17 protein-coding genes are annotated in these 25,707 nt (G+C 39.4%); 14 read left to right on the top strand and 3 right to left on the bottom strand.

Features of this window, described 5'->3' with window-relative positions; genetic code table 11:
* Nucleotides 1-160 precede the first annotated feature (160 nt).
* The gene (locus IX38_RS08580) at nt 161-3,028 is read right to left on the bottom strand and encodes a M16 family metallopeptidase (protein WP_034703821.1); all 2,868 of its coding nucleotides are present in this window, start codon (nt 3,026-3,028) and stop codon (nt 161-163) included.
* 173 nt (nt 3,029-3,201) lie between these two features.
* Between IX38_RS08580 and IX38_RS08575 the strand changes: the two genes are divergently transcribed.
* The 12 genes from IX38_RS08575 to IX38_RS08515 all read left to right on the top strand — a co-directional run bounded on the left by IX38_RS08575 (nt 3,202) and on the right by IX38_RS08515 (nt 16,087).
* Entirely contained in the window at nt 3,202-3,687 is a 486-nt protein-coding gene (locus IX38_RS08575; protein ID WP_034703820.1) for a GNAT family N-acetyltransferase, read from the top strand.
* A 94-nt stretch (nt 3,688-3,781) separates the two neighbouring features.
* A complete protein-coding gene (locus tag IX38_RS08570) occupies nt 3,782-5,107 on the top strand; it encodes a sigma-54-dependent transcriptional regulator (protein WP_034703819.1) in 1,326 nt (441 codons plus the stop codon).
* A gap of 667 nt (nt 5,108-5,774) precedes the next feature.
* Complete coding sequence (kdpA, locus tag IX38_RS08560; protein WP_034703817.1) at nt 5,775-7,469, top strand: potassium-transporting ATPase subunit KdpA; 1,695 nt, start codon at nt 5,775-5,777, stop codon at nt 7,467-7,469.
* A gap of 172 nt (nt 7,470-7,641) precedes the next feature.
* On the top strand, nt 7,642-9,681 hold the full coding sequence (kdpB, locus tag IX38_RS08555) for a potassium-transporting ATPase subunit KdpB (protein ID WP_034703816.1): 2,040 nt from the start codon (nt 7,642-7,644) through the stop codon (nt 9,679-9,681).
* Between the two features lie 10 nt (nt 9,682-9,691).
* Complete coding sequence (kdpC, locus tag IX38_RS08550; RefSeq protein WP_034703815.1) at nt 9,692-10,249, top strand: K(+)-transporting ATPase subunit C; 558 nt, start codon at nt 9,692-9,694, stop codon at nt 10,247-10,249.
* A gap of 13 nt (nt 10,250-10,262) precedes the next feature.
* Nucleotides 10,263-11,351, top strand: coding sequence for a porin (locus tag IX38_RS08545; RefSeq protein ID WP_034703814.1), 1,089 nt, complete (start codon nt 10,263-10,265; stop codon nt 11,349-11,351).
* 288 nt (nt 11,352-11,639) lie between these two features.
* A complete protein-coding gene (locus tag IX38_RS08540) occupies nt 11,640-12,749 on the top strand; it encodes a histidine kinase (RefSeq protein WP_034703813.1) in 1,110 nt (369 codons plus the stop codon).
* A gap of 5 nt (nt 12,750-12,754) precedes the next feature.
* A complete protein-coding gene (locus IX38_RS08535) occupies nt 12,755-14,485 on the top strand; it encodes an ATP-binding protein (protein WP_034703812.1) in 1,731 nt (576 codons plus the stop codon).
* 32 nt (nt 14,486-14,517) lie between these two features.
* Entirely contained in the window at nt 14,518-14,754 is a 237-nt protein-coding gene (locus tag IX38_RS08530; protein WP_034703811.1) for a hypothetical protein, read from the top strand.
* Complete coding sequence (locus tag IX38_RS08525) at nt 14,736-15,026, top strand: type II toxin-antitoxin system RelE/ParE family toxin (protein ID WP_034703809.1); 291 nt, start codon at nt 14,736-14,738, stop codon at nt 15,024-15,026. Before IX38_RS08530 ends, IX38_RS08525 begins: the two co-directional genes overlap by 19 nt.
* Before the next feature lie 60 nt (nt 15,027-15,086).
* The gene (locus tag IX38_RS08520) at nt 15,087-15,566 is read left to right on the top strand and encodes a hypothetical protein (RefSeq protein ID WP_034703807.1); all 480 of its coding nucleotides are present in this window, start codon (nt 15,087-15,089) and stop codon (nt 15,564-15,566) included.
* Nucleotides 15,567-15,625: 59 nt separating this feature from the next.
* Nucleotides 15,626-16,087 (top strand): hypothetical protein, encoded by a 462-nt coding sequence (locus IX38_RS08515; RefSeq protein WP_034703805.1) that lies wholly within the window; start codon nt 15,626-15,628, stop codon nt 16,085-16,087.
* A 52-nt stretch (nt 16,088-16,139) separates the two neighbouring features.
* Here IX38_RS08515 and IX38_RS08510 read toward each other — a convergent pair whose 3' ends face one another.
* Together IX38_RS08510 and ligA are read right to left on the bottom strand one after the other, a co-directional pair.
* Nucleotides 16,140-18,608: a DUF7619 domain-containing protein gene (locus IX38_RS08510; RefSeq protein WP_034703803.1), complete on the bottom strand. Its 2,469-nt coding sequence runs from the start codon at nt 18,606-18,608 to the stop codon at nt 16,140-16,142.
* 619 nt (nt 18,609-19,227) lie between these two features.
* Entirely contained in the window at nt 19,228-21,234 is a 2,007-nt protein-coding gene (ligA, locus tag IX38_RS08505) for an NAD-dependent DNA ligase LigA (RefSeq protein WP_034703801.1), read from the bottom strand.
* A 238-nt stretch (nt 21,235-21,472) separates the two neighbouring features.
* Between ligA and IX38_RS08500 the strand changes: the two genes are divergently transcribed.
* Both IX38_RS08500 and IX38_RS08495 read left to right on the top strand, forming a co-directional pair.
* Nucleotides 21,473-24,571, top strand: coding sequence for a TonB-dependent receptor (locus IX38_RS08500; protein WP_034703799.1), 3,099 nt, complete (start codon nt 21,473-21,475; stop codon nt 24,569-24,571).
* 62 nt (nt 24,572-24,633) lie between these two features.
* Entirely contained in the window at nt 24,634-25,380 is a 747-nt protein-coding gene (locus IX38_RS08495; protein WP_034703797.1) for a glycerophosphodiester phosphodiesterase family protein, read from the top strand.
* Nucleotides 25,381-25,707: the final 327 nt, after the last annotated feature.

Raw genomic sequence — 25,707 nt, 5'->3', positions numbered from 1 at the left:
TCAGATTAAGGAGATTATGCAGATTTATTTCAGTTATAAAAACCTGTGTAATTTGCCCAATCAGCGGGATTTTAAAAATTCAAACAGCCTCTAAAACCTTAAAACGATTTCAGGTTAATATAAAAAAACCGCCTCAAATAAATGAAGCGGCTTGAATTTTTTAATGTCCGAAAATTTCTTCCAGTGTCAGCTCCTTAAAGGTTCCCATCTGGTTCACGGCATCCATATCCAGGTTCTCTTTTTTACCAATAATGGCTGTATTAAAATGTATCGGTTTGATTTTCGTTTGATAAAATACTTTCAGGTCTTCAAATTTCAGGTTTTCGATCTGTCCGTAGATATTTTTTCTGAAATCATGGTAAATTCCCAGTTTTTTCAATCGTAATGTATTGAAAAATATGTTGTTACGGGTGATCCTGGTCGAAGCGATCTGTTTTAAAGCTGCATTTCTGGCATTTTCAAACTGGATAGGGACTTCCGGGAGCTCATTCATCAGTTCACTCATGGTGCTTACGGCAGTCTGAAGTTTATCCGGCTGTGTTCCGATATATGTTGTGATATAATCAGGATGTCCCAGCTCAGAATTGGCTGCATAAGAAACATAGGCAGAATAGGCTAAGCTTTTACTTTCACGGATTTCCTGGAAAACGATGGACGAAAGCCCTCTTCCGAAATATTCATTGAAAACATTGATCTTTCCGAAGATTGAAGTATCCACTTCATAACCTCTTCCCACTTTGCTCATTTCCATCTGTACCATATCATAATTCATGAAATAGACGTTTCCATTGGTTTCAGGCTCAGGATATTGCTTAGGTTCAGGAATTTGATAACTATCATTTTCCACATATTTTCCAATATACTGTTTAAAGTTCTCAAGATCTTTCCCATAGAAAAACATTTCGTAAGGATATTTGAAAAGCTTTTTCATTCTGTCCGTAAATACTTCCGCATGACTGCTTTCCAGCTCTTCTTTTGAAATAATATCCGTGTAGCGCGAGAAGCTGCCCAGCTTGGTATAATTCGTCAGGGCGGTCATGATGCGGTTTTTATCTTTTTTCGTAGCCTGGCGGTTTTCTAAAACGGTTTCTACAAACTGTCTGTAGATCTCCTGATCCGGTTTTACGCCGTACATCCAGTGCTGCAGAAGAGCAATCCCTTTTTCTATATTTTCTTCCAGTCCGCTCAGTGAGATCTGAAGCTGGTCATTCGTTGTTTTAAAATCATTGCTGATCCCGATTTTAAAGAACTCCTTTTTCAGATCTTCAGGCGAAAGATCTTCGGTTCCCAGATACTGCAAAAGCTGTGTGGACATTCCCAGATCCTTGTCGTGATCGCTACCGAAAGGAAAAATAAAATGGACCTGCGCAATATCGTTGTATTTATTTCGAACAAAGCTCAGTTTTTTATCCTTTACCGTATCTGTAAGGATCTCTTTTTCATAATCAATGAATTCCGGCTGAATGTCCTCTGTCTTCTCCGCAGTAATTTCCTTTAAAAAATCAGACTGGGCTTCACGGTTTATTTTAATGGGAGTAATTCCGGGATTTTCAACCCTTACCAGCTGATCATTAACACCTTTCTCCTTATAAATAATTACATAGTTGTCCTTAAAAAAAGCCTGGGCAAAATCTGCCACATCTTCTTTGGTAAAATTCTGATATTCATCCAGCTCATTCAGTTCCTGCTCCCAGGATCTCCCCTTGATGTAGGTGTCGTAAAGATTGGTGGCCAGCCCGTCCGCAGTTTCAAGACCTTTCAGACGCTGAAGCTTAAAATCACTGATGATTGCAGGGAGAATCCAGTCCGGAAAATCGCCTTGTTTGATCAGTTCAATCTGCTCCAGAACCATGTCTTTTGCTTCATCTAAAGTCTGTGTTTCTTTCGGAACAGCTACGATAGAAAAATATCCGTATTCCTTCAGGCCTATAGAAAAAGCCTGTGCCCAAAGCATTCTTTGCGTCTGGTTAATATGAAGATCAAGAAGTCCGGCTTCCCCTCTGTTGCTGAGAATATTGGCGGTGATATCTGCCAGCATAGCTTCCCTTGTGCCGTAGCTGTCTGTTCTCCATGCCAGCTGGACTCTGGGTGTTGTAGGACTTTTAACCGTTCTTTTTATAATTTCCGTTAATGGCTGTTCGGTGACAGGTGTTTTTTCAGGAAGTTCCCTGTAAGGAATGGTCCCAAAATACTGGTCAACCAGTTGGATCGTTGCCTCAAAATCCAGATCTCCCACCAAAACCATAGCATAATTATTCGGAACGTAATATTCATCAAAATACTTATGAATAGCCTTCATAGAAGGGTTTTTCAGGTGTTCCGGCTTTCCGATCGTAGTTTGCTGGCCGTTCGGGTGTGTAGGAAACAAGGCATCCATCAACTCATAGTTGACAAGCCTTGAATCATTATCCTGTGCCCTGTTGAATTCCTCATACACCGATTCCAGTTCCGTATGAAAAAGGCGCAGCACAACCTCTGAAAACCTTTCCTTTTCTATTTTAAGCCATTTTTCAAGCTCGTTATTCGGAACATTATTTTTATAAACCGTTTCATCGAACCACGTATGGGCATTCGTTCCGCTGGCTCCCAGGGAAGAAATTGCTTTATCATATTCATTGGCGATCGCGTACTGGCTTGCTTCCTGGGATACCTCGTCTATTTTTTTATAGATTTCCTTCTTCCTTTCAGGATCCTGTTCCGCTTTATGTTCCTCGTACAGTGCTGAAATACGGTCAAGCAGTACCTTTTCCTTTTCCCAGTTCTGTGTCCCGATCCTGGAAGTGCCTTTAAACATCATATGTTCAAGATAATGCGCCAAACCGGTATTGTCAGCCGGATCATTATTACTTCCTGTTCTCACGGGAATGTACGTCTGAATTCTCGGAGCATCAAAATTTTGGGCAAGAAAAACCTTTAAGCCATTCTTCAGCGTATAAATTCTTACCTTATTTTCATCATGCGTAACTGTAGTATATTCGTAGTTGTTTTTATCTGTATGAACCGTTTCTCTGTATCTTTTGTCAATCATAAGCTAATTCATTTCATCCTTTTAGATCAGAATGCCTTACAAATGTAAGGAATCAAAAAGGAACAAATCAGAATTTCCTTATTATTGCATCTATAGTTTTAATTTATATCACATAAAAATAGGATCAACTGATCAGATGCTAAAACTATGTTATTATTTCATACATTGAGATCATGAATATTCAATACCGAAAACTTTTACCCGAAGAAAGTACCATCTATAGAACGGTCAGGCTTGAAAGCTTAAAAAAATTCCCGGAATCTTTTGGTGCTGATTATGAAGAAGCCCTGAAAACTGAAAAATTCAGAATAGAATACGATATTGAAAATCAATTGGCGGAAAGATTTGTAGTCGGTGCTTTTGATGAAGATCAGTTAATTGGAATCTGCACTTTTGTTAAAGACGAAAACGGCAGAGGAAATATTTACCAGATGTACGTTAAACAAGAATATCAGGGTAAAAGTATAGGGTTGAATCTGATCCGGAAAGTTATAAAAGAGGCAGATGACCAATTTAAAGACATTGAAATCTACCTTGAAGTTAAACATGACAATCTTAAAGCATTTGAACTTTACAAAAAAATGGGCTTTGTAGAAATCTCTGATGCCGGACAAACGGAAATGAATTCCAGTATATTGATGAAATATTTTCAGCCGTAATAACCGTTGAAGAAAGTAGGACTAATCTGCTTTCTTTACTTTCTTTCCGAAATAATTCAATAAGTTTGCAGTAGTTTTCCAAAAAACTCACACCATGCACGGAAACATTCTGATCATCGATGACGAGATCAAGCTCCTGAAACTATTAGGAATGATTCTTTCCCAGGAAGATTTTAACGTAAAAGAAGCTTCAACAGCACGTTCTGCAATGACCATGCTTGAGCAGCACGAATTTGATGTCGTTCTCTGCGATGTGCGCCTTCCTGATGCTTTTGGGGTTGAGCTTGTTAAATCTGTCAAAACCAAATATCCACATCTCGAAATCATTCTGATGACCGCTTTCGGGAATATTACCGATGCTGTTCAGGCGATGAAAAACGGGGCTTATGATTACTTGGTGAAAGGAGACGATAACGATAAGATCATTCCGCTGGTGTATAAAGCACTGGAAAAAGTAAAGGATAACCGGTCTAAAATGGGTCGAAAAACTGCTGTATCAAAAGGATTCGGGCAGATCATCGGAACTTCTCCTCTGATCCTTCAGTCTAAAAAACTGGCTGAAAAAGTAGCTTTGACGGACGCTGCCGTTCTTCTGACCGGAGAAACAGGAACCGGAAAAGAGGTTTTTGCCAATGCCATCCATGAAGGAAGCGATAGAAAGAAAAATAATTTCGTAGCGATCAACTGTTCTGCATTCAGCAAAGAGATTCTTGAAAGTGAACTTTTCGGACACAAACAGGGAGCATTCACAGGTGCTGTAAAAGATAAAAAAGGTCTGATAGAAGAAGCCAACAGCGGAACCTTATTTTTAGACGAAATAGGAGAGATGCCTGTCGAACTTCAGGCCAAGCTGCTCCGTGTTCTCGAAACCGGGGAATTTATCAAAATGGGAGAGACCAAAGTTTCCCATTCCGACTTCAGGCTGATTGCTGCGACCAACAGAGATCTGGAAGAAGAAATTAAACAGGGCCATTTCCGGGAAGACCTTTATTTCCGGCTGAATGTTTTCGAGATCCATCTTCCGCCTTTACGTGAAAGAAAAGAGGACCTTAAAATACTGGCCAAAAACTTCATCGATATTTTTTCACGAAAACTGCATCTTTCAAACCTTCAGGTCGATCCGGATTATTATAAAACCCTGGAAAAAAACGACTGGAAAGGAAATATCCGCGAGCTCAGAAATGCCGTGGAAAGAAGTCTGATTTTAATGGAAAACAATATCCTTGATGCGGATAGTTTGCCCCATTATTCAGATAAAACCGTTCCTGAAAGCGATTCTTTAAGCATGAGATCCCTTGAAAAAATACACATCCAAAAAGTCCTGCAATACACCAAAGGTAATAAAGCCGAAGCCGCCAGACTGCTGGAGATCGGCATTGCAACGCTGTACCGTAAGCTGGAGGAGTATGGATGGAGATAAATGAGTTACGGGGTTTGCGAGCCGGAGAGTTTTAGGGTTTGCGAGTTTCGGGATGCGAGTTTCCGGGTTTGAGCGCGAGAGAGTTTGCGTGTTCTAGAGCTATAAATCATGAAATATGTACTCAAAAACCATTGACTTGCAAACAAAATTTACCATTAACGTTTTCCAATTCTCACCTTAATCTAAAAGTCTCATGTCTGAAATCTAACATCTAATCTCTAACATCTAATCCCTATCATTTCAATAAACGAGCCTATCAAAATGATAGGCTTTTATACTTTGCTATAGTCGAATTATTTAATGTAAGTATTTGTTATTTAATAGTTTAAGTGTTTTGTTTTCAGAGTGGGCCTTCTTTTGGCCTATAGGATGTGAATAAAATATTTTAAAAATGACAATTTCAAGAAAAACGTTCAAAAAACGTGATCATGCAGAATTCAGTCTGCTGATGACATCGTACATATTACTGACCCTTTTAACCTTAATAATAACGATATGATGCTTATAAGTTTGATCCTGCTTTTTGCAGTGATGTTCTGGCTTCTCTATAAATCCGTTGAATTTTTTGATAAAATATAAAGCTATGTGGAGTTTATTTTTCCTTTCAATTCTGGCCTTTGTGTACATCTGCTACGTTTTGCTGAAACCTGAAAAATTTTAACCGGTCATGAATACAGAAATTTTAGGCGTTATTGCCATGTTTGCGATTACATTAGTCATTGGAATATTTCTGGGGAAATATATTGCTAATGTGTACGGGTACAAAAAGACCTTTTTAGATCCTGTTTTTGAACCTGTTGAAAAATTAATTTATAAAATATCGGGGATTAACCCAGCCCGTCAGATGACCTGGAAACAGAATATGTATGCAATGCTGACGATCAACTTGGTTTGGTTCGTGATCGGGTTCCTGATTCTGATGACTCAGTTCTGGCTTCCCTTAAATCCTGACGGAAACCCGAATATGTCACCTGATCTTGCTTTTAATACAGCCATTTCATTTGTGGTAAACTGTAATCTTCAGCATTATTCGGGAGAAACGGGCGTAAGTTATTTAAGCCAGCTTTATCTGATGTTCCTGCAGTTTGTAACTGCGGCCACCGGAATGGCAGCAATGGCCGTTCTTTTTAAGGCTTTTAAAGAAAAAACAACCACGGAATTAGGAAATTTCTATGATTTCTTTACTAAATCTATCATCAGAATTCTCATTCCTGTCAGTATCCTTGTTGCCATGATTCTTTCCGCCAACGGAAGTCCGATGACTTTCGAAGGGAAAGATCATATAACAACGTTAGAAGGACAAAAAGCTGACGTTTCCAGAGGTCCTGTGGCTGCTTTTGTAGCGATCAAGCATTTGGGAACCAATGGAGGAGGTTTTTTCGGAGCCAACTCGGCGCACCCGCTTGAAAATCCAAACTATGTGACGAATATGACCGAAATGGTCACCCAAATGATCATCCCGTTCGCATTGGTTTTTGCCTTAGGTTTTTATCTGAAAAAGAGAAAACTGTCCTGGGTAATCTTTACGGTAATGACTGTCGGTTTTCTGGCGCTTGCCGTTCCGAACGTTGTCAATGAAACAAACGGGAATCCTCTTATCACACAAATGGGAGCCGACAGTAATCTCGGTGCGATGGAAGGTAAGGAAATCCGTTTCGGAAGTGCGTCTTCAGGATATTGGAGTATTGCAACGACAGTTATTTCGACAGGTTCTGTAAATGCCATGCATGACAGTACCATGCCGCTTTCAGGAATGAATGAGCTGCTGGCCATGATGATCAACTGCTTCTACGGAGGCTGTGGGGTTGGTATCCTGAATTATTTTATCTTTATCATTCTCGCTGTATTCATCAGCGGTTTGATGGTAGGAAGGACACCGGAATTCATGGGCAAAAAGATTGAAGCCAAAGAAATGAAGATCGCCATGATCGTCGCTCTTTTCCACCCGTTCTTAATCCTTGTAGGAACAGCATTGACGGCTTATCTACCAGAATTTGGAGCAAAAACATTGAATAATCCGGGTTTCCACGGATTCAGTGAAATGTTGTACGAGTTCACTTCTTCTTCCGCAAACAACGGTTCCGGATTTGAAGGGCTGGGTGACAATACCCCCTGGTGGAATATTTCAACGGGAATCGTATTGCTCTTATCCAGATTTATTCCGATCATAGGACCAATAGCGATTGCAGGATTGTTGGCGCAGAAAAAATATATCCCGGAAAGTTCAGGAACCCTGAAAACGGATACGGCTACTTTCGGATTTATGACGCTGGCGGTGATCCTTCTTATTGCAGCCCTGTCTTTCTTCCCGGCATTAACATTGGGACCTATTGCAGAACAGATTCAATATTTCTCTAAATAAACATTAAAAATTAAAATCAATAGTCAACCATTAGGAAGATTGAAATGTCAGGAAACCAGTCTAAAACTCATCGAAACATTCACCTGAATATATTATCCATCTTCACTCCTTTCAGTTTTATTCTTTCTTAATGGTTGGCATTGATTTATAATGATATAACTCTTTCAAAAAAATGAAAAATCAATCACAGACATTGTTTCAAAAAGATTTGGTGAACGAAGCGATCAAACAGTCCTTCGTCAAGCTGAATCCGAAAATCATGTTTAAAAATCCCGTCATGTTCCTGGTAGAAGTCGGAACAGTGGTGATGTTCATAGTAAGCATTTTTAGCCTTACAGGTGACAAATCACAGGGAAGCTTTGCTTATAACTTTACCGTATTCATTATCTTATTTTTTACCGTTCTTTTCGCCAATTTTGCAGAAGCAATCGCCGAAGCCAGAGGTAAAGCACAAGCGGATACCCTCAGAAAAACGCGTGAAGAAACTCCTGCCAAAGTGGTTGTGGAGAACAAACCCGGCTTTCAGGTAGAAACCGTTCTGAGAATGTCTGCCGAAATGAAACTGGGTGATATTTTCCTTTGTGAAACCGGAGATCAGATCCCGATGGACGGAGAAATCATCGAAGGTCTTGCTACCATTGATGAATCGGCCATCACCGGAGAAAGCGCACCTGTAATCCGTGAATCCGGAGGCGATAAAAGCTCTGTAACAGGCGGAACAAAAGTTCTTTCTGACAGAATAAAAGTAAAGGTGACCACCAAACCGGGAGAATCGTTTTTAGATAAAATGATCGCTCTTGTAGAAGGAGCTTCAAGACAGAAAACACCTAATGAAATCGCATTAACCATACTTTTGGCAGGATTTACCCTGACTTTTATAATTGTTACGCTCACTTTAAAACCTTTTGCAGACTACGCCAAGACTCCCATTACCATTGCGTCATTTATATCACTTTTCGTTTGTTTGATTCCCACAACCATTGGAGGTCTGCTCTCTGCAATCGGGATTGCCGGAATGGACAGAGCTTTGAGAGCGAACGTAATTACTAAAAGCGGTAAAGCCGTAGAAACTGCCGGAGATATTGATGTACTGCTTCTTGATAAAACAGGAACCATCACTATCGGAAACCGTAAAGCAACAGAATTTCACCCCGCTGACGGAATCAGATTGCCGGACTTTATTAAAGCTTCCGCCTTAAGTTCAGTAGCAGATGAAACACCGGAAGGAAAATCCATTATAGAACTAAGCCAGCTGAAATCAGAAGACCTTCTTGTTCCCAACCCTGTCTATATTGATTTTTCAGCGGAAACCAGAACTTCAGGAATTGATTTTGAAGACACAAGAATCAGGAAAGGAGCCTATGATACGATAAAAAAACTGACTGAAAAAGCCGGGAACATCTTCCCGAAAGAAACCCAGGATGCCGTTACCAAAATTTCTGAAAACGGGGGAACTCCTCTTGTTGTAAGCGTTAATGAAAAAGTCTGGGGCGTTATCGAACTTCAGGATATCATTAAAACAGGAATTCAGGAACGTTTCCAGAGACTGAGAAAAATGGGGGTAAAAACGGTGATGGTAACCGGAGATAATCCTCTGACGGCAAAATTTATTGCAGAAAAAGCTGGCGTAGATGATTTCATTGCCGAAGCCAAGCCTGAAGACAAAATGAACTACATCAAAAAAGAACAGCAGGAAGGAAAACTGGTTGCCATGATGGGAGACGGAACGAATGATGCTCCGGCATTAGCTCAGGCCGATGTAGGGGTTGCGATGAACAGCGGAACACAGGCGGCAAAAGAAGCCGGTAACATGGTAGACCTTGACAATGATCCTACGAAACTGATTGAAATCGTAGAAATCGGAAAACAGCTGCTGATGACCCGTGGAACACTCACAACTTTCAGTATTGCGAATGACGTTGCTAAATATTTTGCCATTATTCCGGCCTTGTTTATCACCTTCATTCCATCACTTCAGAAGCTGAATATCATGAATCTTCACAGCCCGGAAACAGCGATTTTATCAGCCGTTATTTTCAATGCCGTGATCATTCCTTTCCTTATTCCGCTGGCGTTAAAAGGGGTGGCCTATAAGCCGATCGGTGCCAGTGCATTATTGAGAAGAAACCTTTTGATTTATGGTTTGGGCGGTGTTATTGTTCCGTTCATCGGAATCAAAATCATCGATTTAGTGATCAGTTTATTCTATTAAAATTTAAAAAATGAAAAATCATATTGTTACAGCATTCAGACTGACTTTTGTAATGCTGGCTGTCGTAGGAATTTATCTGCTAATTGTGTACGCAGGCTCAAAAGTGTTGCCTACAAAAGGAAATGCGGAAATCATCACCCATAACGGACAGAAGTTTTATGCGAATATCGGGCAGGAATTTAAATCTGAAAAATATTTCCACGGACGTCCTTCATCTGTTAATTATAATGCAGCGGGAAGCGCAGGAAGCAATAAAGGCCCAAGCAATGAAGAATACCTGCAAACCGTTCAGAAAAGAATAGACACTTTGAAAATGGAGCATCCTGGAATGGGGAATACAAAAATCCCGGTTGAGCTGGTTACAGCCAGCGGAAGCGGTCTCGATCCCGATATCTCTGAAGAAGGAGCCCTGTATCAGGTAAAGAAAATTGCCACAGTACGAAATATTCCAGAGGAAAAAGTAAAGGATTTGGTTAAAAATCAAACAGAGAAACCGTTTTTAGGGCTTTTAGGGCCGTCAAAAGTAAATGTACTGAAGCTTAATATCGCTTTAGACCAATTAAAATAATGCAGACATCACCGTGAAAAAATATATCATTATCAGTGCCGTATTATTCGGGATTTTTTTCCCGAAAGCACAGTCATCAGATTCATTAAAAACAGAAAATAAAGTGACATTTTCTGCCTATGCAGAACTTTTCTACACATATGACCTTAATGAACCTGCCAATCATATCCGTCAGAATTTTTTATACTCCTACAACAGGCATAATGAACTCAATCTGAATTTAGGATTGGTAAAAGTGAATTACCAGAGTGAGAACCTTCGTGCCAACGTAGCTTTAATGGCCGGAACTTATGCGCAGGATAATATGGCCGCAGAACAGGATGCATTACGCTATGTGAATGAAGCAAACGTGGGTATCAAAATTTCAAAGACCAAAAATCTATGGATTGATGCCGGAATTATGCCTTCCCATATCGGTTGGGAAAGTGCCATAGGAAAAGACAATACCAACCTGACAAGAAGCCTCGCCGCTGAAAATTCACCGTATTTTGAAACTGGCGCAAAGATTTCTTATACCTCAGACAGCGGAAAATGGTTTTTAAGTGGATTGGTCCTTAACGGCTGGCAGCGCATTGCAAAGCCGGAAGGAAATCAAAGTATTTCTTTCGGACATCAGGTAACCTACAAGCCGACTGAAAAAATTACGCTGAACAGCAGTTCATTCATCGGAAACGACAAATCGAAAGAGGAAAAAAGAATGCGGTATTTCCATGACCTTTACGGAAGTTTTCAGCTGACAGATCAGTTTTCGGCCTTACTGGGTTTCGATATCGGAGCAGAGCAGAAGGAGAAAGGCAGCAGCAGCTACAATATCTGGTATACGCCGAATGTATTAATGAAATATCAGCTTGACAGCAAATGGGCTCTGGCAGGAAGATTGGAATATTACAATGATAAAAATGGAGTAATCATCAGCACTAAAACACCCAATGGTTTCCAAACTTTCGGATATTCCCTGAATGTCGATTATGCGATTCTGAAGAATGTTATTTTCCGTACAGAAGCAAGAGGATTCACATCTAAAGATGCCATTTTTGCGAAAAATGATGAAATGAAACAAGGGAATTTCTTCATCACAACAAGCTTGGCGGTCTGGTTTTGAAAGCAAAAATAATTAAACATAAAAATTTTTAAACTTTAGTTATTTTAAGTTTAATGCTCTGAATACAATAAGTTCACATAAGTTGTGAGAAAAATCGAAGATTTTCATGCTGACAAAAATTCGTCGGATCAAAATTCCCCTCCGCTGGAGGGGTGTCGGAAATTCAAAGAATTTTTGACGGGGTGGTTCAAAAAAGAATATCGAGAATAACCGTAACTTACTTTATTTCCTCTAAGCATTCAAAAAACAAGAAAACCTTTTGTGTCAAAATAATAAAGCGAAAAATCAATGTCATCAGCAAAACATTTTTTAGAACTGATCCAGAAATCCCGGAAAGGAAAATTCAAGATCTATATCGGGATGAGCGCAGGCGTGGGGAAAACTTTCCGTATGCTTCAGGAGGCACAGGCTCTTCTGCGTAACGGCATTGATGTAAAGATCGGCTATATAGAAACCCACGACCGGGAAGAAACCGTAGCCCTTACCGATGGAATTCCCGAAATACCGAGGCGATCTGTATTTTATAAAGGTAAAAACTTGGAAGAAATGGATCTTCAGGCCATCATCAATGAACATCCGGAAGTTGTTTTAGTGGATGAACTGGCTCACACCAACGTGGAAGGTTCGAAAAACAAAAAAAGATGGCAGGATGTGCTGGAAATCCTTGATAATGGCATCAATGTCATCAGTGCGATGAATATCCAGCATATCGAAAGCCTGAATGAAGAAGTGAAAAAGATCACAGGCATAGAAGTGGCAGAAAGAGTGCCTGATAAAATTCTTAGCCTTGCCGATGAGGTGGTCAATATAGATCTTACCGCCGATGAATTGCTGACCCGTCTGAAAGAAGGAAAAATCTATAAAAAGGAAAAGATCCAGACGGCGCTTACCAATTTCTTTCAGAGCGGCCATATCCTTCAGCTCCGGGAACTTGCTTTAAAAGAAGTGGCTGCTCATGTAGAAAGAAAGGTAGAAACCGAGATCAAAACCGAGAATTTTAAACCGATAAAATTTCTCGTATGCATCAGCAGCAATGAAAAGATCGCTAAAAATATCATCCGGAAAACAGCCCGTCTGGCGAGCTACTACAACAGCCAGTGGACCGTTCTTTATGTTCAGAAGCCGTCAGAAAATCCTGAAAAAATTGCCCTCGATAAGCAGCGGTATTTGATTAATAATTTTAATTTAGCACAGGAATTGGGAGCGAAAGTGGTACGCGTAAAAGAAAGCAGTGTCCACAAAGGAATTCTGGATTATGTGATCGATCATAACATCACAACGGTATGCATCGGAAAGCCCCATGCAAAGCTCTGGCAGCGTCTTTCCGGCTACAGCTGGATATATACCCTGATGAACAGGCTGAATGAACGGCAGATAGATATTATTATTTTATCTTAAAAGTAATGAAACTTAAAACAAAACTCACCTTAGGCGTAGGTCTTTTATTTTTACTGATCGTTCTCTTGTCAGTGATCGGGTCTGTTTATATCAATAAACTGAAATCCGAGACGGAAAAGATCCTTACTGCCAATTACAACAGTCTGGAATTTTCCAAGAATATGCTGCTGGCGCTGGACAAAATAAGCACGGACAGCGCTATTGCAGTCAACGATTTTCAGAAAAATAATAAACTCCAGGAAAAAAACCTTACGGAATCCGGGGAGAAAGAAGCAACCCAAAGCCTGAACCTTCATTTCAACAGCTACCTGAAGCAGGCTTCCCCGGAAAAAGAAAAGCTGATCCGTGAAGACCTGGCTAAAATTATGTCCCTGAATATGAAAGGTATCGAAAGGAAAAGCGATATTGCTGTCGTCACCGCCGGAAATGCTACTTTCTGGATCGTAAGTTTGGGAACCGTGTGTTTCCTTATTGCTTTCATTCTGCTTTTTAACCTGCCTCAAGCTATTGCCGAACCCATCAACCAGCTGACATTCAGTATCCGGCAGATTGCTGCCAAAAATTATAATGAAAGGGTACACTTTAAAGGCGGTGAGGAATTCAGCAGCCTTGCAGATTCCTTTAATACCATGGCGGAAAAACTTCAGGAATACGAAAGCAGCAGTCTTTCCAAGCAGCTGATGGATAAAAAGCGGATCGAAACGCTGGTAAATAACATGCACGATGCAGTAATAGGGCTGGATGAGAACCATTTCATCTACATGATCAATGATGAAGCCCTGAAGATCACCAATCTCCATAAAGAAGATATTATAGGGAAAACAGCTCACGAAGTAGCAGTTAATAACGATCTGATGCGTCAGCTGCTTAAAAATATTGATCATCCGGTAAAAGAACCGATCAAAATCGTTCGTGATCATAAAGAAAATTATTTTGAACAGGATATTATTCCCATTAACATTGTAAAAACAGGGGAGAAGGAAACGAAATATATTGGAAAGGTGATTCTCCTTCGGAATATTACCCCTTTCAAAGAACTGGATTTTGCAAAAACCAATTTTATAGCTACCATTTCCCATGAGTTGAAAACACCCATATCCGCTATAAAAATGGGCGTACAGCTGCTCGGAAACCAAAAATTCGGGGAACTGAATGACCAGCAAAAAGAACTTTTAAAGGGCATCAATGATGACGGGCAGAGGCTATTGAATATCACCGGAGAACTGCTGAATCTTTCGCAGGTAGAAACCGGAAATATCCGTATGACTGTTGAAAAATGCTCACCGCAGGAAGTGGTACAGACAGCGGTGAAGAATGTTGAAAAGCTCGCAGAACAGAAGAATATTCTGATCAATACGGAATATTTAATAAGCAATAATGATTTCGTGGCTGCCGATTTCGATAAAACAGTCTGGGTGATGAATAATTTCCTCACCAATGCGGTGAAACATTCTTTCCAGGACGAAAATATTCGGATTTTGGTAGAAAAAACAGACTCAATGATCCAGTTCAGCATTACCGATACAGGAAGCGGTATTGATGAAAAATACCACCGCCAGATTTTCGACCGCTATTTTCAGGTTCCGGGAGAGCATCAGAATGGTACAGGGCTGGGGCTGGCCATTTCCAAAAATTTTATAGAAAAGCAGAATGGTGAAATAGGAGTGAAAAGTTCCCCAAATCAGGGTAGTACTTTTTATTTCAGGCTGCCAATGATTTCAACAGATTTTAAATAAAATTTTTTAAATTTGAATTAAAATCACACAAGATGAACACAGCAGATCTAAAAGCTGATTTGATTTACAGAATCAGTCAGTTACAAGAAAAAAGAATTATGGAGGAGATTCAAAAACTATTAGATTTTGAGTTGAATAAAAACGAATATATTCTTACCGAACCCCAAAAAGAAAGAATTGCGGAAGCGCAGTCAGAATACAAAAGTTCAGCCTATCTTACCGAGGATAAAGCCAATCAGGATATTGAAGAATGGCTGGGAGAAAAGTAATCTGGACACATAAAGCCAATATAGAAAGAAAAGAGATTCTTGAATATTGGATTTTCAGAAATCAATCTAAAACATTCAGCATTAAATTAAATGAATTGATTATCAGTAGCATTAAACTGCTGTCGCAATTTCCATTGATTGGAAGGAAAACGGCTGTCAGCAATGTAAGAGTAAAGGTTGTTAAAGATTATCTTATATTCTATGAGTTTTCAGAAGCTGAATTAATTATACTTTCCATCTGGGACGGAAGAAGAAAGGAAAATGAAATTTGATACAATGAACAGAGTGAAAAAAATTATGAAGAATGAAAATTCTTAAACCTGGAAAATACCATGCCTGATAATATATTCGATTACCTGTTTCTCATTTTTATTACATTTTTAGGGGTATCTCCTATATTTTTTTTCGTTCAAAACAGAAAGATTATTGCCAAATATAAACAGCCTGATTCCAGAGAATTAAAAAATATCAGCGGAAAGATTATTTTAGAAAACGGATTTTTACGCAAAAAAATTCACTGGTGCAGTTTTGATGTTCTTATGAATCAAAACTCTGTTTTTTTGTTTCCGGCAGACTTTTATTTTATTCCCCGCCGTTTTATTAATCTGACATTCAATTCCGATAAGAAAAACACGAAAAGTCCGACGGGACTGAGAGAATTTAGTTTTAATAGAGATAATATTGTTCTGGTATCCTATCCTGATTTTCTTGTTAATCAGAAACGCACAATCTATCTTCAGAATCTTACTCCTGAACAGATCATGCTTTTTCAGGAAGCCTTAAAGAACAGAATGCCTTCGGTTTTACATTAAATCAGAAGATTTAACAAAATTCCTCTAAATTTACAGACAACTAACCACAAAATTCTTTTATGAAGACCTATGTTAATCTACTGTTATTCCTGTTTTTTATAGTATTTCAGTCCCATGTCTGCGGGCAGGCATTCAAACTGGAAGAGCTCTCCGCATTCAACAGGCTTGATATGGCTTCATTTAAAACAGAAATTAAAAAGCAAAAATATACTTTCTACGACAAAACAGAAAGTCCCGCATTTATTCTTTACGAATACGACAGTCCGGACTATACTTACAAAATCGGGAAATTTGAATACACCGGGGATAAATCTCAGGACAATATAGAATTTGAGTTCAAAGATAAAAAAGAACATGATGCCTATATAAAAACCATCCTCGCAGCAGGCTACAAACAGACCGGAAAAGGGAAAATCCTTACCGGGGAAAATTACGTTGATTACCTTAAAGATAAAGCGCAGGTCAGAATGGTTTATCCCAAAACTGCGAAAGACAATTACACGATTCTGGTCTTTAAATAAAAAGAGCTGCGAAAAATTTCACAGCCCTGCGGATATAGATAAGATTATTAGTTTAAATTTTAATAAACTTCCGAACCATCGTTTTATCTTTGGTAAAAAGTTTAATGACATAGCTTCCTTTCGCCAGTTCGGAAACATTTACAGCGTTACCTTTTACAATTGCCGTATTCAGAATCCTTCCTGCGGCATCATAAATTTCGGCTTTGATGATCTCATCACCGGACTGGATGTAAAGAACATCGTGTACCGGATTGGGGTAAATGTTTACATTATCTTTGGCAGACCTGCCTTCTGCTGTAGCCAGTACGCCCCGGACAGCAGTTGTATAGGTATTGGTAATAATGGGGGCGTTATAATCAAAATAGATGTTTGCAGTATTGCTGAACACATCACCCTGTGTCAAAGTGGACTTTGTCTTGATCTTGAAAGAAATATATCCGTCGTTGTTTGCATCATCAAACGGGAGCTGTATATTCTGAAAAACAAATTCTGCCGTATTCGTTCCGGACATTCTTGTTACAAAACTGTGGCTTCCACTTAATGGAGTCAGAGTAGAAATATCAAATTTTGAAGTGTCAATCTCATCTTTCACTACAATATTCCTTGCGTTGGCAGTACCGTTATTTTCAAATCTGATCAGGTAATGAACATAATCTCCCACCTGAGTCTGTGCAATCATAGTTCCTTCCAGGCAGGTTTTGTCATTCGGGTCCAGGGAATTCACAACCGTTTGGTTCAGGGTAAATGTATTGTCTGCCGGCGTATCATCCGGAGCTCCGTTGATCTGTGCAGTATAATGAAGGATATCATCATCGTTTACAGGCGGGATATCGGTAGGGGTATTCAATTCAAATTTTGTGTTAATCTCTCTGGTTTCAAAAGGAAGTAGAACTGTAAAATTCCAGCTTAAACTTCCCGTTGACTGCGAGTTGGGTGTCACACTCGAATTCAGGAAATCCATTAAGCTGTCATTAAAAGTAAAAACAACCGTTCCGGACTGCATCGTGGTTCCTTTATTTTTAAACATGATTTTATAGTCCGAATTAAATCCGGGTACTGCAGAATCAAGAGGGATGATCACGATTTCAAGATCCGGGTGTGAGCCATTTGCCGTCATACAGAAATTCTGAGTCAGCGGGCTGGTCTGCGCCGGAAAACTAGCCGTGAAAGATGCAGGTGAAATAGTAAAATAAGCCGGATTTTCAAGAACAGGAGTTACCGTATGAGCTCCGGACTGCACCGCAACAGAGTAATTTCCGGATCCGTCTGCAATAAGGCTTCCCGTGTTTCCGCCACTGGCAATACTGAATTTTTGGAACGCCTTGTTCTGATCCGCCGGATCGCATCCGTTACCATTAAGGTCATATTTTGTATTCCCCTGGATGGTATAAAAAGTACCGCCGGGAGTGAATGAACAGTAAGAATTTACAGTTACATTATTATAACCGTATGAACTGTTTGAAGCGATAATCTGATTGATTTCGGAATCGTCACAGCAGATATAGCTTAAATTGGGATTGTTCTGATAAAGCCCGATTGTAACTCTTCCGTTTTTTATAAACAGGCTCTGTAAATTATTATTGGGAGCATTGAAAGAGTTCAGTATCGTGTTATGGCTTATATCAAGAGAAGTCAGCTGATTGTTATTAAGGAAAAGAGTTTGCAGTAAAGGAACTCCCGAAAGATCAATACTCGTGAACTGGTTGTTGATGATCCTCAGATAATTTAAGATCGGACTCTGATTTAAATTAAGGGCAGACAGATTATTATAACTGGCTTCAAGTGATTTTAATTTAGGCGTATTCTGAAGATTGAGCGAAGTGAGCTGATTGCTTGAACATACCAGGTCTTCAAGTTTTGTTAAATTGCTGACATCGAGATTTGTAAGAGAGTTTCCGGAAATATTAAATCTATAGAGTTCTGATAGTGAACTTACATCAATAGCCGCGATGTCATTGCCGCTGCAAAGTAAATACTTCATGGTTGTACTTCCGGCATAATTAATAGTCTGTACTTTTCCTCCTGTACATGTCAGAATATTCATTTTCGGAAGATTGGAAATATCGAGATTGACAATACTGGCATTCGATACGTTAATGTTTTCCAGTAAAGGACATCCTGTAAAGTTGGCAGAAGACATATTGATATTATCCTTAAAACTTACCAGTTTTATTTTTTGCATACCGCTTATGTCTACAGAAATTATGTTGGGACAGTCAGATACATCCAGATATTCCAGGTTGGTGAAAGATTTTACACCTTCTATAGAGGAAATTGGGAATGGGCTGCCATTTGAGCTGTAAATTGTGATATCCATGATGTTGGCTGCCTCAGAAGCCTGTATTTCCCCGTCATTATTGATGTCCATGGATATCCAGTTGCCTGCCAGATCCTGAGTGATATGGTTGGTGGCAGTTCCGGAAAGCAGTTTGGCTTTAAATTGAGGATCGGGAATGTTTACAATCTGCGCTATGACGCAAATATGTGCCAGAAACAGCACGAAAAAGTAAAGTTTTTTCATAGTTAAGTGATATTTGTTTTTATAAATATAAGAAAAATTATATTACTAATAATAATTACTTTTTGGTTTTTATAATTTTATATAAAGTTTAATTTATTGTGTTTTATTTAAGTAATTAGTTTGAATCATGGTTTATGGTTAATTGGTCTTACAGCAATTTGTAGTGAAACTGATGAACTGTCGTAATGCTTTTCAAAAATTAAAACTTTATATTCATGCAATACAATCTGTGTTATCTGAGAAATCTGTGCGAAGCAAAAAGAACATTTCACAGTATAAATAACCAGATTCACGATGGGATTAAAAATAAACGCAATGATAAGCAAGGATTTTAAAAAGCATTCAGCAGATTTATAAGTTAAGCAAAGGCGTTTCACTTATAAATAGACAATACAAGGCAATATTTTTGTACTTCTTTGCTGAATGAAATATCATTGTTTTTCTTATTATACACGTTAAAAAATGTCTTTTGTCTGCCTTTGCGATAAAATAATATTGCCTTTGCTTATTCCGAAATCAGGATAAAATAAAAAAGACTATCTCAAAAGTGAAATAGCCTTTTTAGGGTTTATATGAGCTTAAAATTTAAGCTTTGAATTTAAAATCAGTTTATCAAAAACTACTGTTTCTCTATCAGATTCAGAAATTCCTGTTCATCCAGAATTGTAATTGTACCGATATCCTGAGCCTTTTTAAGCTTGCTTCCGGCCTTTTCTCCAACCACCAGGAAGTTAAGGTTTTTAGATACAGCAGATATATTTTTTCCACCGTGCTTTTCTACCATTTCCTCAGCAGATTCTCTTGTAAACAAAGATAATTTTCCAGTGAAGAGGAATGTCTTTCCTTCCAGAACATTGGACAAAACTTCATTCGTACTTTCACCTTTTTCAAGCTGTACTCCGTATGATTTCAGACGTTCGATCATCAGGATGTTTTCTGAATTTTTAAAAAATTCCACAATGCTTACAGCAATCTTTGCTCCGATATCTTCCACCTGGCAAAGCTCTTCCACGGTAGCTTCTTTCAGTTCATCAATCGTAGAAAAGTTTTTCACCAGCTTCTTGGCAACCGTTTCCCCCACATGCTTGATCCCGATTCCGTAAAGAACCTTTTCAAAAGGAATTTCTTTCGATTTTTCGATCCCTGAGATAATATTCTGTGCAGACTTTTCCGCCATTCTTTCCAGCGGAAGAATCTGTTCCTTCGTTAAAGCATAAAAATCTGCGGGATTTTCAATCAGGCGCTCCCTGTAAATCTGTTCGATAGTTTCGCTGCCCAAATTATCTATATTCAGAGCCTTTCTGGAAACATAATGAATCATTCTTCCCACAACCTGTGGCGGACAATGAAGCTCATTCGGACAGAAATGAATCGCCTGATCCACAATTTTTACCAGTTCCGTTCCGCACTCAGGACAGTTTTTAATATATTCAATTTCTTTACTTTCAGTAGATCTTTTCTCTGTGTTTACTCCCACAATTTTCGGGATAATTTCACCGCCCTTTTCCACATACACAAAATCATGCTCATGAAGATCAAGCTTTTTAATGATATCCTCATTGTGAAGAGAAGCTCTCTTAACGATAGTTCCCGCCAGTAAAACAGGCTTTAGGTTGGCCACAGGAGTAATCGCTCCCGTTCTTCCCACCTGGTAAGAGACACTCTTAAGTTCAGTTTCTACCTTTTCAGCTTTAAACTTATAGGCCATGGCCCATCTCGGTGATTTTGCCGTGTAGCCAAGCTGTCTCTGCTGCTGTAAAGAATTCACTTTTAAAACAATTCCGTCAATTTCAAAAGGGAGATTGTGCCTTTCCGTATCCCAGAAGCTGATAAATTCCTTTACCTCATCCAGGGTTTTACAGAGTTTCGCCTGCTGCGAAGTCTTAAAGCCCCAGCTTTGTGCCTTCTGAAGCAGTTCCCAATGGCTCTGTGCCGGAACGTCTTCAGAAATAAACTGATAAAGTACCGATGACAGTCCGCGCTTTCTTACCTCCCCGCTGTCCTGCATTTTTAAACTTCCGCTGGCCGTATTCCTTGGATTCATAAAAGGATCCAAACCTTCCTCTTCACGCAGTTTGTTGATCTTGTCAAAATTCTTCCGGGTAAGATAAATTTCACCTCTCATAAAAAAATGAGCAGGAAAATCACCCTTCAGCGTCAGGGGAATATCCGAAATTGTACGGACATTGGCCGTAATTTCATCTCCCTGGAAGCCGTCACCACGCGTAACAGCCTGGGAAAGCTTTCCGTTTTCATACAGGATAGAAATAGAAGCACCGTCATACTTCAGCTCTGCAACAAATTCTACCGGGTCATTGATGGTTTTGATAATTCTCTTTTCCCAGTCTTCAAGATCCTCGGAATCATAAGAATTATCCAGAGAATACATTCTGAACTTATGCCGGATGGTAGGGAAAACCTTTGTAATTCCGCCGCCTACACGTACCGTAGGTGAATTTTCATCATAAAACTCAGGATGTGCCGCTTCCAGATCCCGGAGCTGCTCCAGGAGCATGTCAAAATCGTAATCGGTGATGGTGGGAGTATCCAGAAGGTAGTAGTTTTCATTATGCTGGTGAAGCTCTTTCCGGAGCTGTTCTATTTTTTGCTGTATGTTTTCAGACATTGCTTTCTATCTTTTGAGCAAAAATAGCTAAACTAATTTCATTAAAAAATACTGTAATAAAATATTGTAGAAATATTAAAAACCTGTAACACACTTTAAATCATTGATTACTTTAAATTTAAAACATTTGTTTAAATTAATTTAACATAATGTTATGATTTAATTGAAAATTTGTTAAAACTCCCTTAAACAGAAGGTCCGGAAAGTCAAAATACCTTTGCACATCTAATTTGAAGAGATGAAAAAAGTAAAGATTGTACTAGGATTATTGTTTTTAGGATTTGGAACGCTGGCTTACGCGCAGACTACGCAGGCTTCTATTGTGGGAAAAGTAACAGGACTGGGCAGTGCCGCCCAGGAAAAAGTGAAAGTAACGATCGTGAACGAGTCAACAGGGTTCAGGACGGAAACGGAGACCAATTCGAAAGGAGAATATATTTTTAAAGAAATTCCTCTTGGCGGACCTTATACGGTGATCGTTAATGAAGAAAAAAAAGAAGGGTATAACGTCAACTTCGGAGATCAGGTTACCGTAAACATGAGCTTAGGAGACGGAGAAAAGCAGATAGAGGAAGTCCTTGTCACCGGGAACCTGAAAAACAAGATCGGAAACCTGGGAGCGGCTACAGCTATTTCAGCTAAAAATATCAGTATGCTGCCGGTAAACGGAAGAAATTTCACCAATCTTACAGAACTGTCGCCATTAAGCGGAAAAGGCGGAAACCTTTCCGGGCAGCTGGGATCTTCAACCAACTTTACAATTGACGGGATGACGGCCAAAAACCCGACTTCTGCAGGATCTACAACCAGCCGAAGCGGTGCACCGTTCTCTATTTCGATAGAAGCTGTCCGCGAATTCAAGATCACCACCAACCAGTATGATGTAACTCTGGGAAGAAGCGGAGGAGGAACAGTAAGTGCCGTTACCAAATCGGGTACAAATAAATTTTCAGGAAGCGCCTGGGAATACCTGAGAACAAACTGGCTTTCCAGTCCGTACGACATCAGGGGAAACAAAAGGGAGAACAATTTCTCTACTTCTCAGTTCGGATTTTCATTAGGCGGGCCTATTATTAAGAATAAATTACACTTCTTCGTAGCATGGGATCACCAATTGGATTCAAGGCCGCTCATCATTGCAGATATCAAATCTACGGACGATGAGAAGAGATTTAATACAACAACGCAGACGCTTAACCAGTTTTTAGATATTGCAAGATCAAAATACGGAGTTGGAAATTCGCCTCAGTTCGGAAGTTTTGATAAGGTAAGAAATTCAGATGCCGGATTCCTTCGTCTGGACTGGCAGATCAATGACAAAAACCTATTGACGCTAAGAAATAATTTCACGTATGACCTGAATAAAAACGGATTGGGAGATAATACAGCGATCAATTTCTTTGAATCTTACGGAAACGATAAAAATCTTGATAACAGCTTACTCCTGACCCTAAGGTCGAATTTAAAACCTAATCTGACGAATGAGCTGAAGGCGCAGTATCTTTATACTTTCCAGGACAGTTACCAGAACAGTGAATTAGGGAAGCCGGTTCCGAGAGCCATCGTAGAAAATATTGTTTCTCCGGGAGTCGGGGCTACCAATATTCAGATCGGGGGACACCGTTTCGGACAGGAAAGCTTTAGAAACAATGTAATACAGGTTGTTGATAACCTGTACTACAATACGGATAAAATAAAGTATACTTTTGGAGCGGACCTTATGTATACGATTGCAAGGTCTGTATATGGAAGTGAAGTGAACGGAAAATTTCAGTTCAGGGAAGATCCTACGGTGAATCCTACTAATCTTTATAATTTTAATAACCTGAAGGCATACAAATTTTACAGAGAAGTGCCACTGGTGGAAGATCCATCCGTAAGATCCAGTATCTGGAATATCGGAGTGTACGGTCAGATTCAGACGAAGATTGGCGAAGGTCTGGATTTAATGGCAGGTTTAAGACTCGACTACGGAGGTTATCCAAAGGCTGCATTTAACCAAAAGCTTTATGATGAAATGGGCATCAGAACGGATAATAAAATAAAATCATTTGTGATCCAGCCAAGATTCCAGTTTGAATGGAACTTCAACGAGCAGAACAAAGATTTCCTTAAATTCGGGGCAGGAATCTTCTCTTCGGACATCAATAATTATATGATTATCAATAATCTTGTGTTTGACGGAAAACATCTTGCAACAGTAGATGAAGATCCTTCCAAAATAGGTCTTGTTCCGGATTTTTACAGCTACAGAAATGATTACGGTACGGTACCGACGCTTTCACAGTACCAGATCCCTACGATCAATTATACCGGAGAAAATGCTAAAATCCCGATCGTGTACAAAGCAAATATTTCCTATACCCATTTCTTCAATGAAAGGTTCAGGGCAGGAATTGCCGGATATTTGGCCTTAGGAAGAAACAACTATTTCTATTATGACCGGAATATGGTGTCTAACCCTTATTTCACACTTGCTAATGAAGGCGGAAGAGGAGTGTATGTTCCTGCTGCATCCATAGACGGGGCAAAAGTAGACTGGAAGGCAGGAAGGATCAATACTAATTTCGGAAGAGTACTGGAGCTTGTAAGCGACGGGAAAGTGAACCAGTTCTCATTTGTGGTGGATACCAGCTACCGTTACTGGAAGGATGGAGAAATTACGGCGAGCTATACCTGGTCTGATATTAAAGACAATACCTCGTACAACGGAAACGTAGCCAATTCAGCGACACTTTTTACGATGGTTGAGGGAGATCCGAGAAATTTAAGAATGACCTATTCCGATAATCAGTTTAGAAACAAGATCGTTCTTTATGGAAATTCGCCTACCGTTGCAGGATTTACACTGGGCGTAAGATATTCCGGAATCGGCGGAACACGTTTCTCAGTAACTGCGGGGGGAAATATCAATGGGGATTTCGTAGATTCCAACGATCTTGCCTATATCTTCCCGAACATCATTACCCAGCCGCTTCTTAATGATCCGGAAGTAGGAAAGGCGCTGAAAGATTATGTCGAAAAATACAACAATGCCATAGCAGAACGTAACGGAGGTAAAAACGGCTTCTTCGGGGTTTGGGATGTCCGTGTTGCGAAAAAAATCAAGTTTGATAAAATCGGGGCATTTGAGCTTTCCGTGGATATTTTCAATGTGGCCAACCTGCTTAATAAGGAATGGGGAGTAAACAAATCATACGCAAATATGGCACTTTACAGGGCGCCGAAATTCAACCAGGCTACCAAACAGTTTGAATACGTTAAAAATACCAGCGGTTTAGCGCCTCTTTCCGGGAATCCTTACCAGATCCAGATCGGTGCGAAATACAGTTTTTAACATTTAAACACTATCTTTATCAAACGTTTTTAAGTTTTTTTATTTAATTATCTAATTGTATTATGAAAAAAATTATCTTAGGGTTAGCAGTTTTAAGTACAGTCATAATGAAGGCACAAACCCAGATTATCGCACACAGAGGTTATTTCCAGGCTCAGCCGCCTACAACGGAAAATTCTATTAAATCTTTGGAAAATGCACAGAAATTAAAGATATACGGATCGGAATTTGATGTGAGAATGACCAAAGACGGCATTCTTGTGATTAATCATGATGAGCATCACGGTGAAATGGAAATTTCTGAAACTTCTTTCAAAGAGCTGGAAACGCTGAAGCTGTCCAATGGTGAAAAGTTTCCTACTTTAAAAGATTATCTGAAGCAGGGAAAAAAAGATCCTTCTTTAAAGCTGATCGTGGAGATCAAACCTGCCAAAACTCCGGAAATAGAAAATGAGATTACTCAGAAAACCCTCAAAATGATCAGGGATATGAAACTGGAAGGACAGAGTGAGTACATTTCTTTCAGCTTAAACATCTGCAAACAGATCAAAAAGCTGGAGCCGAAATTCAAGGTACAGTATCTGAATGGGGAATTGTCTCCAGAACAGATCAAAAAAGAAGGTCTGGACGGAATGGACTACCATTACAGTGTTTTCCAGAAAAATCCTACGTGGATCTCTGAAGCCAAAACTTTAGGTCTTATCACGAATTCCTGGACCGTAAATGATACGGCAGTTTACGAACAGCTGAAAAGTCAGGGGATAGGTTTTGTGACCACCAATATTCCTGATCAGCTTAAAAATAAATAACAGATTGGGCTTGAAGATAAGCCAGATATGATGACAATGTACAGCCTGTCTCTTTTTAGGGGCAGGCTTTTTCTTGTTTATGGAGATTAAAGGAACGAATTATATGAATTAGTAAACCACCCCGTCAAAAATTCTTTGAATTTTCGCCACCCCTCCACGGGAGAGGAATTTGGGGGTTCCAATTAACTTTTGTCGTCATGAAAATTTTGAGAAACTTTTGTTCCTTTGTGGTTAATAAAACTCTTCAGAAGTCATTCCGCTATTAAAATTCCGTTAATTCCATATTCTTCCGGTCCTGTAAAAATGTTCTTTCGTAAATTTGCTTTA

The sequence above is a fragment of the Chryseobacterium luteum genome, from assembly GCF_000737785.1.
Lineage (GTDB): Bacteria > Bacteroidota > Bacteroidia > Flavobacteriales > Weeksellaceae > Chryseobacterium > Chryseobacterium luteum.
This window is presented reverse-complemented; position numbering and strand designations above follow the sequence as displayed.

What these genes read in the sequence shown, in the direction of transcription:
- IX38_RS08575 (WP_034703820.1), top strand. Translation starts at nt 3,202, where the DNA reads ATGAATATTCAATACCGAAAACTTTTACCCGAAGAAAGTACCATCTAT.
- IX38_RS08540 (WP_034703813.1), top strand. Translation starts at nt 11,640, where the DNA reads ATGTCATCAGCAAAACATTTTTTAGAACTGATCCAGAAATCCCGGAAA.
- IX38_RS08530 (WP_034703811.1), top strand. Translation starts at nt 14,518, where the DNA reads ATGAACACAGCAGATCTAAAAGCTGATTTGATTTACAGAATCAGTCAG.
- IX38_RS08535 (WP_034703812.1), top strand. Translation starts at nt 12,755, where the DNA reads ATGAAACTTAAAACAAAACTCACCTTAGGCGTAGGTCTTTTATTTTTA.
- ligA (WP_034703801.1), bottom strand. Translation starts at nt 21,234, where the DNA reads ATGTCTGAAAACATACAGCAAAAAATAGAACAGCTCCGGAAAGAGCTT.
- IX38_RS08495 (WP_034703797.1), top strand. Translation starts at nt 24,634, where the DNA reads ATGAAAAAAATTATCTTAGGGTTAGCAGTTTTAAGTACAGTCATAATG.
- IX38_RS08580 (WP_034703821.1), bottom strand. Translation starts at nt 3,028, where the DNA reads ATGATTGACAAAAGATACAGAGAAACGGTTCATACAGATAAAAACAAC.
- IX38_RS08500 (WP_034703799.1), top strand. Translation starts at nt 21,473, where the DNA reads ATGAAAAAAGTAAAGATTGTACTAGGATTATTGTTTTTAGGATTTGGA.
- IX38_RS08520 (WP_034703807.1), top strand. Translation starts at nt 15,087, where the DNA reads ATGCCTGATAATATATTCGATTACCTGTTTCTCATTTTTATTACATTT.
- IX38_RS08515 (WP_034703805.1), top strand. Translation starts at nt 15,626, where the DNA reads ATGAAGACCTATGTTAATCTACTGTTATTCCTGTTTTTTATAGTATTT.
- IX38_RS08525 (WP_034703809.1), top strand. Translation starts at nt 14,736, where the DNA reads ATGGCTGGGAGAAAAGTAATCTGGACACATAAAGCCAATATAGAAAGA.
- kdpC (WP_034703815.1), top strand. Translation starts at nt 9,692, where the DNA reads ATGAAAAATCATATTGTTACAGCATTCAGACTGACTTTTGTAATGCTG.
- kdpA (WP_034703817.1), top strand. Translation starts at nt 5,775, where the DNA reads ATGAATACAGAAATTTTAGGCGTTATTGCCATGTTTGCGATTACATTA.
- kdpB (WP_034703816.1), top strand. Translation starts at nt 7,642, where the DNA reads ATGAAAAATCAATCACAGACATTGTTTCAAAAAGATTTGGTGAACGAA.
- IX38_RS08510 (WP_034703803.1), bottom strand. Translation starts at nt 18,608, where the DNA reads ATGAAAAAACTTTACTTTTTCGTGCTGTTTCTGGCACATATTTGCGTC.
- IX38_RS08570 (WP_034703819.1), top strand. Translation starts at nt 3,782, where the DNA reads ATGCACGGAAACATTCTGATCATCGATGACGAGATCAAGCTCCTGAAA.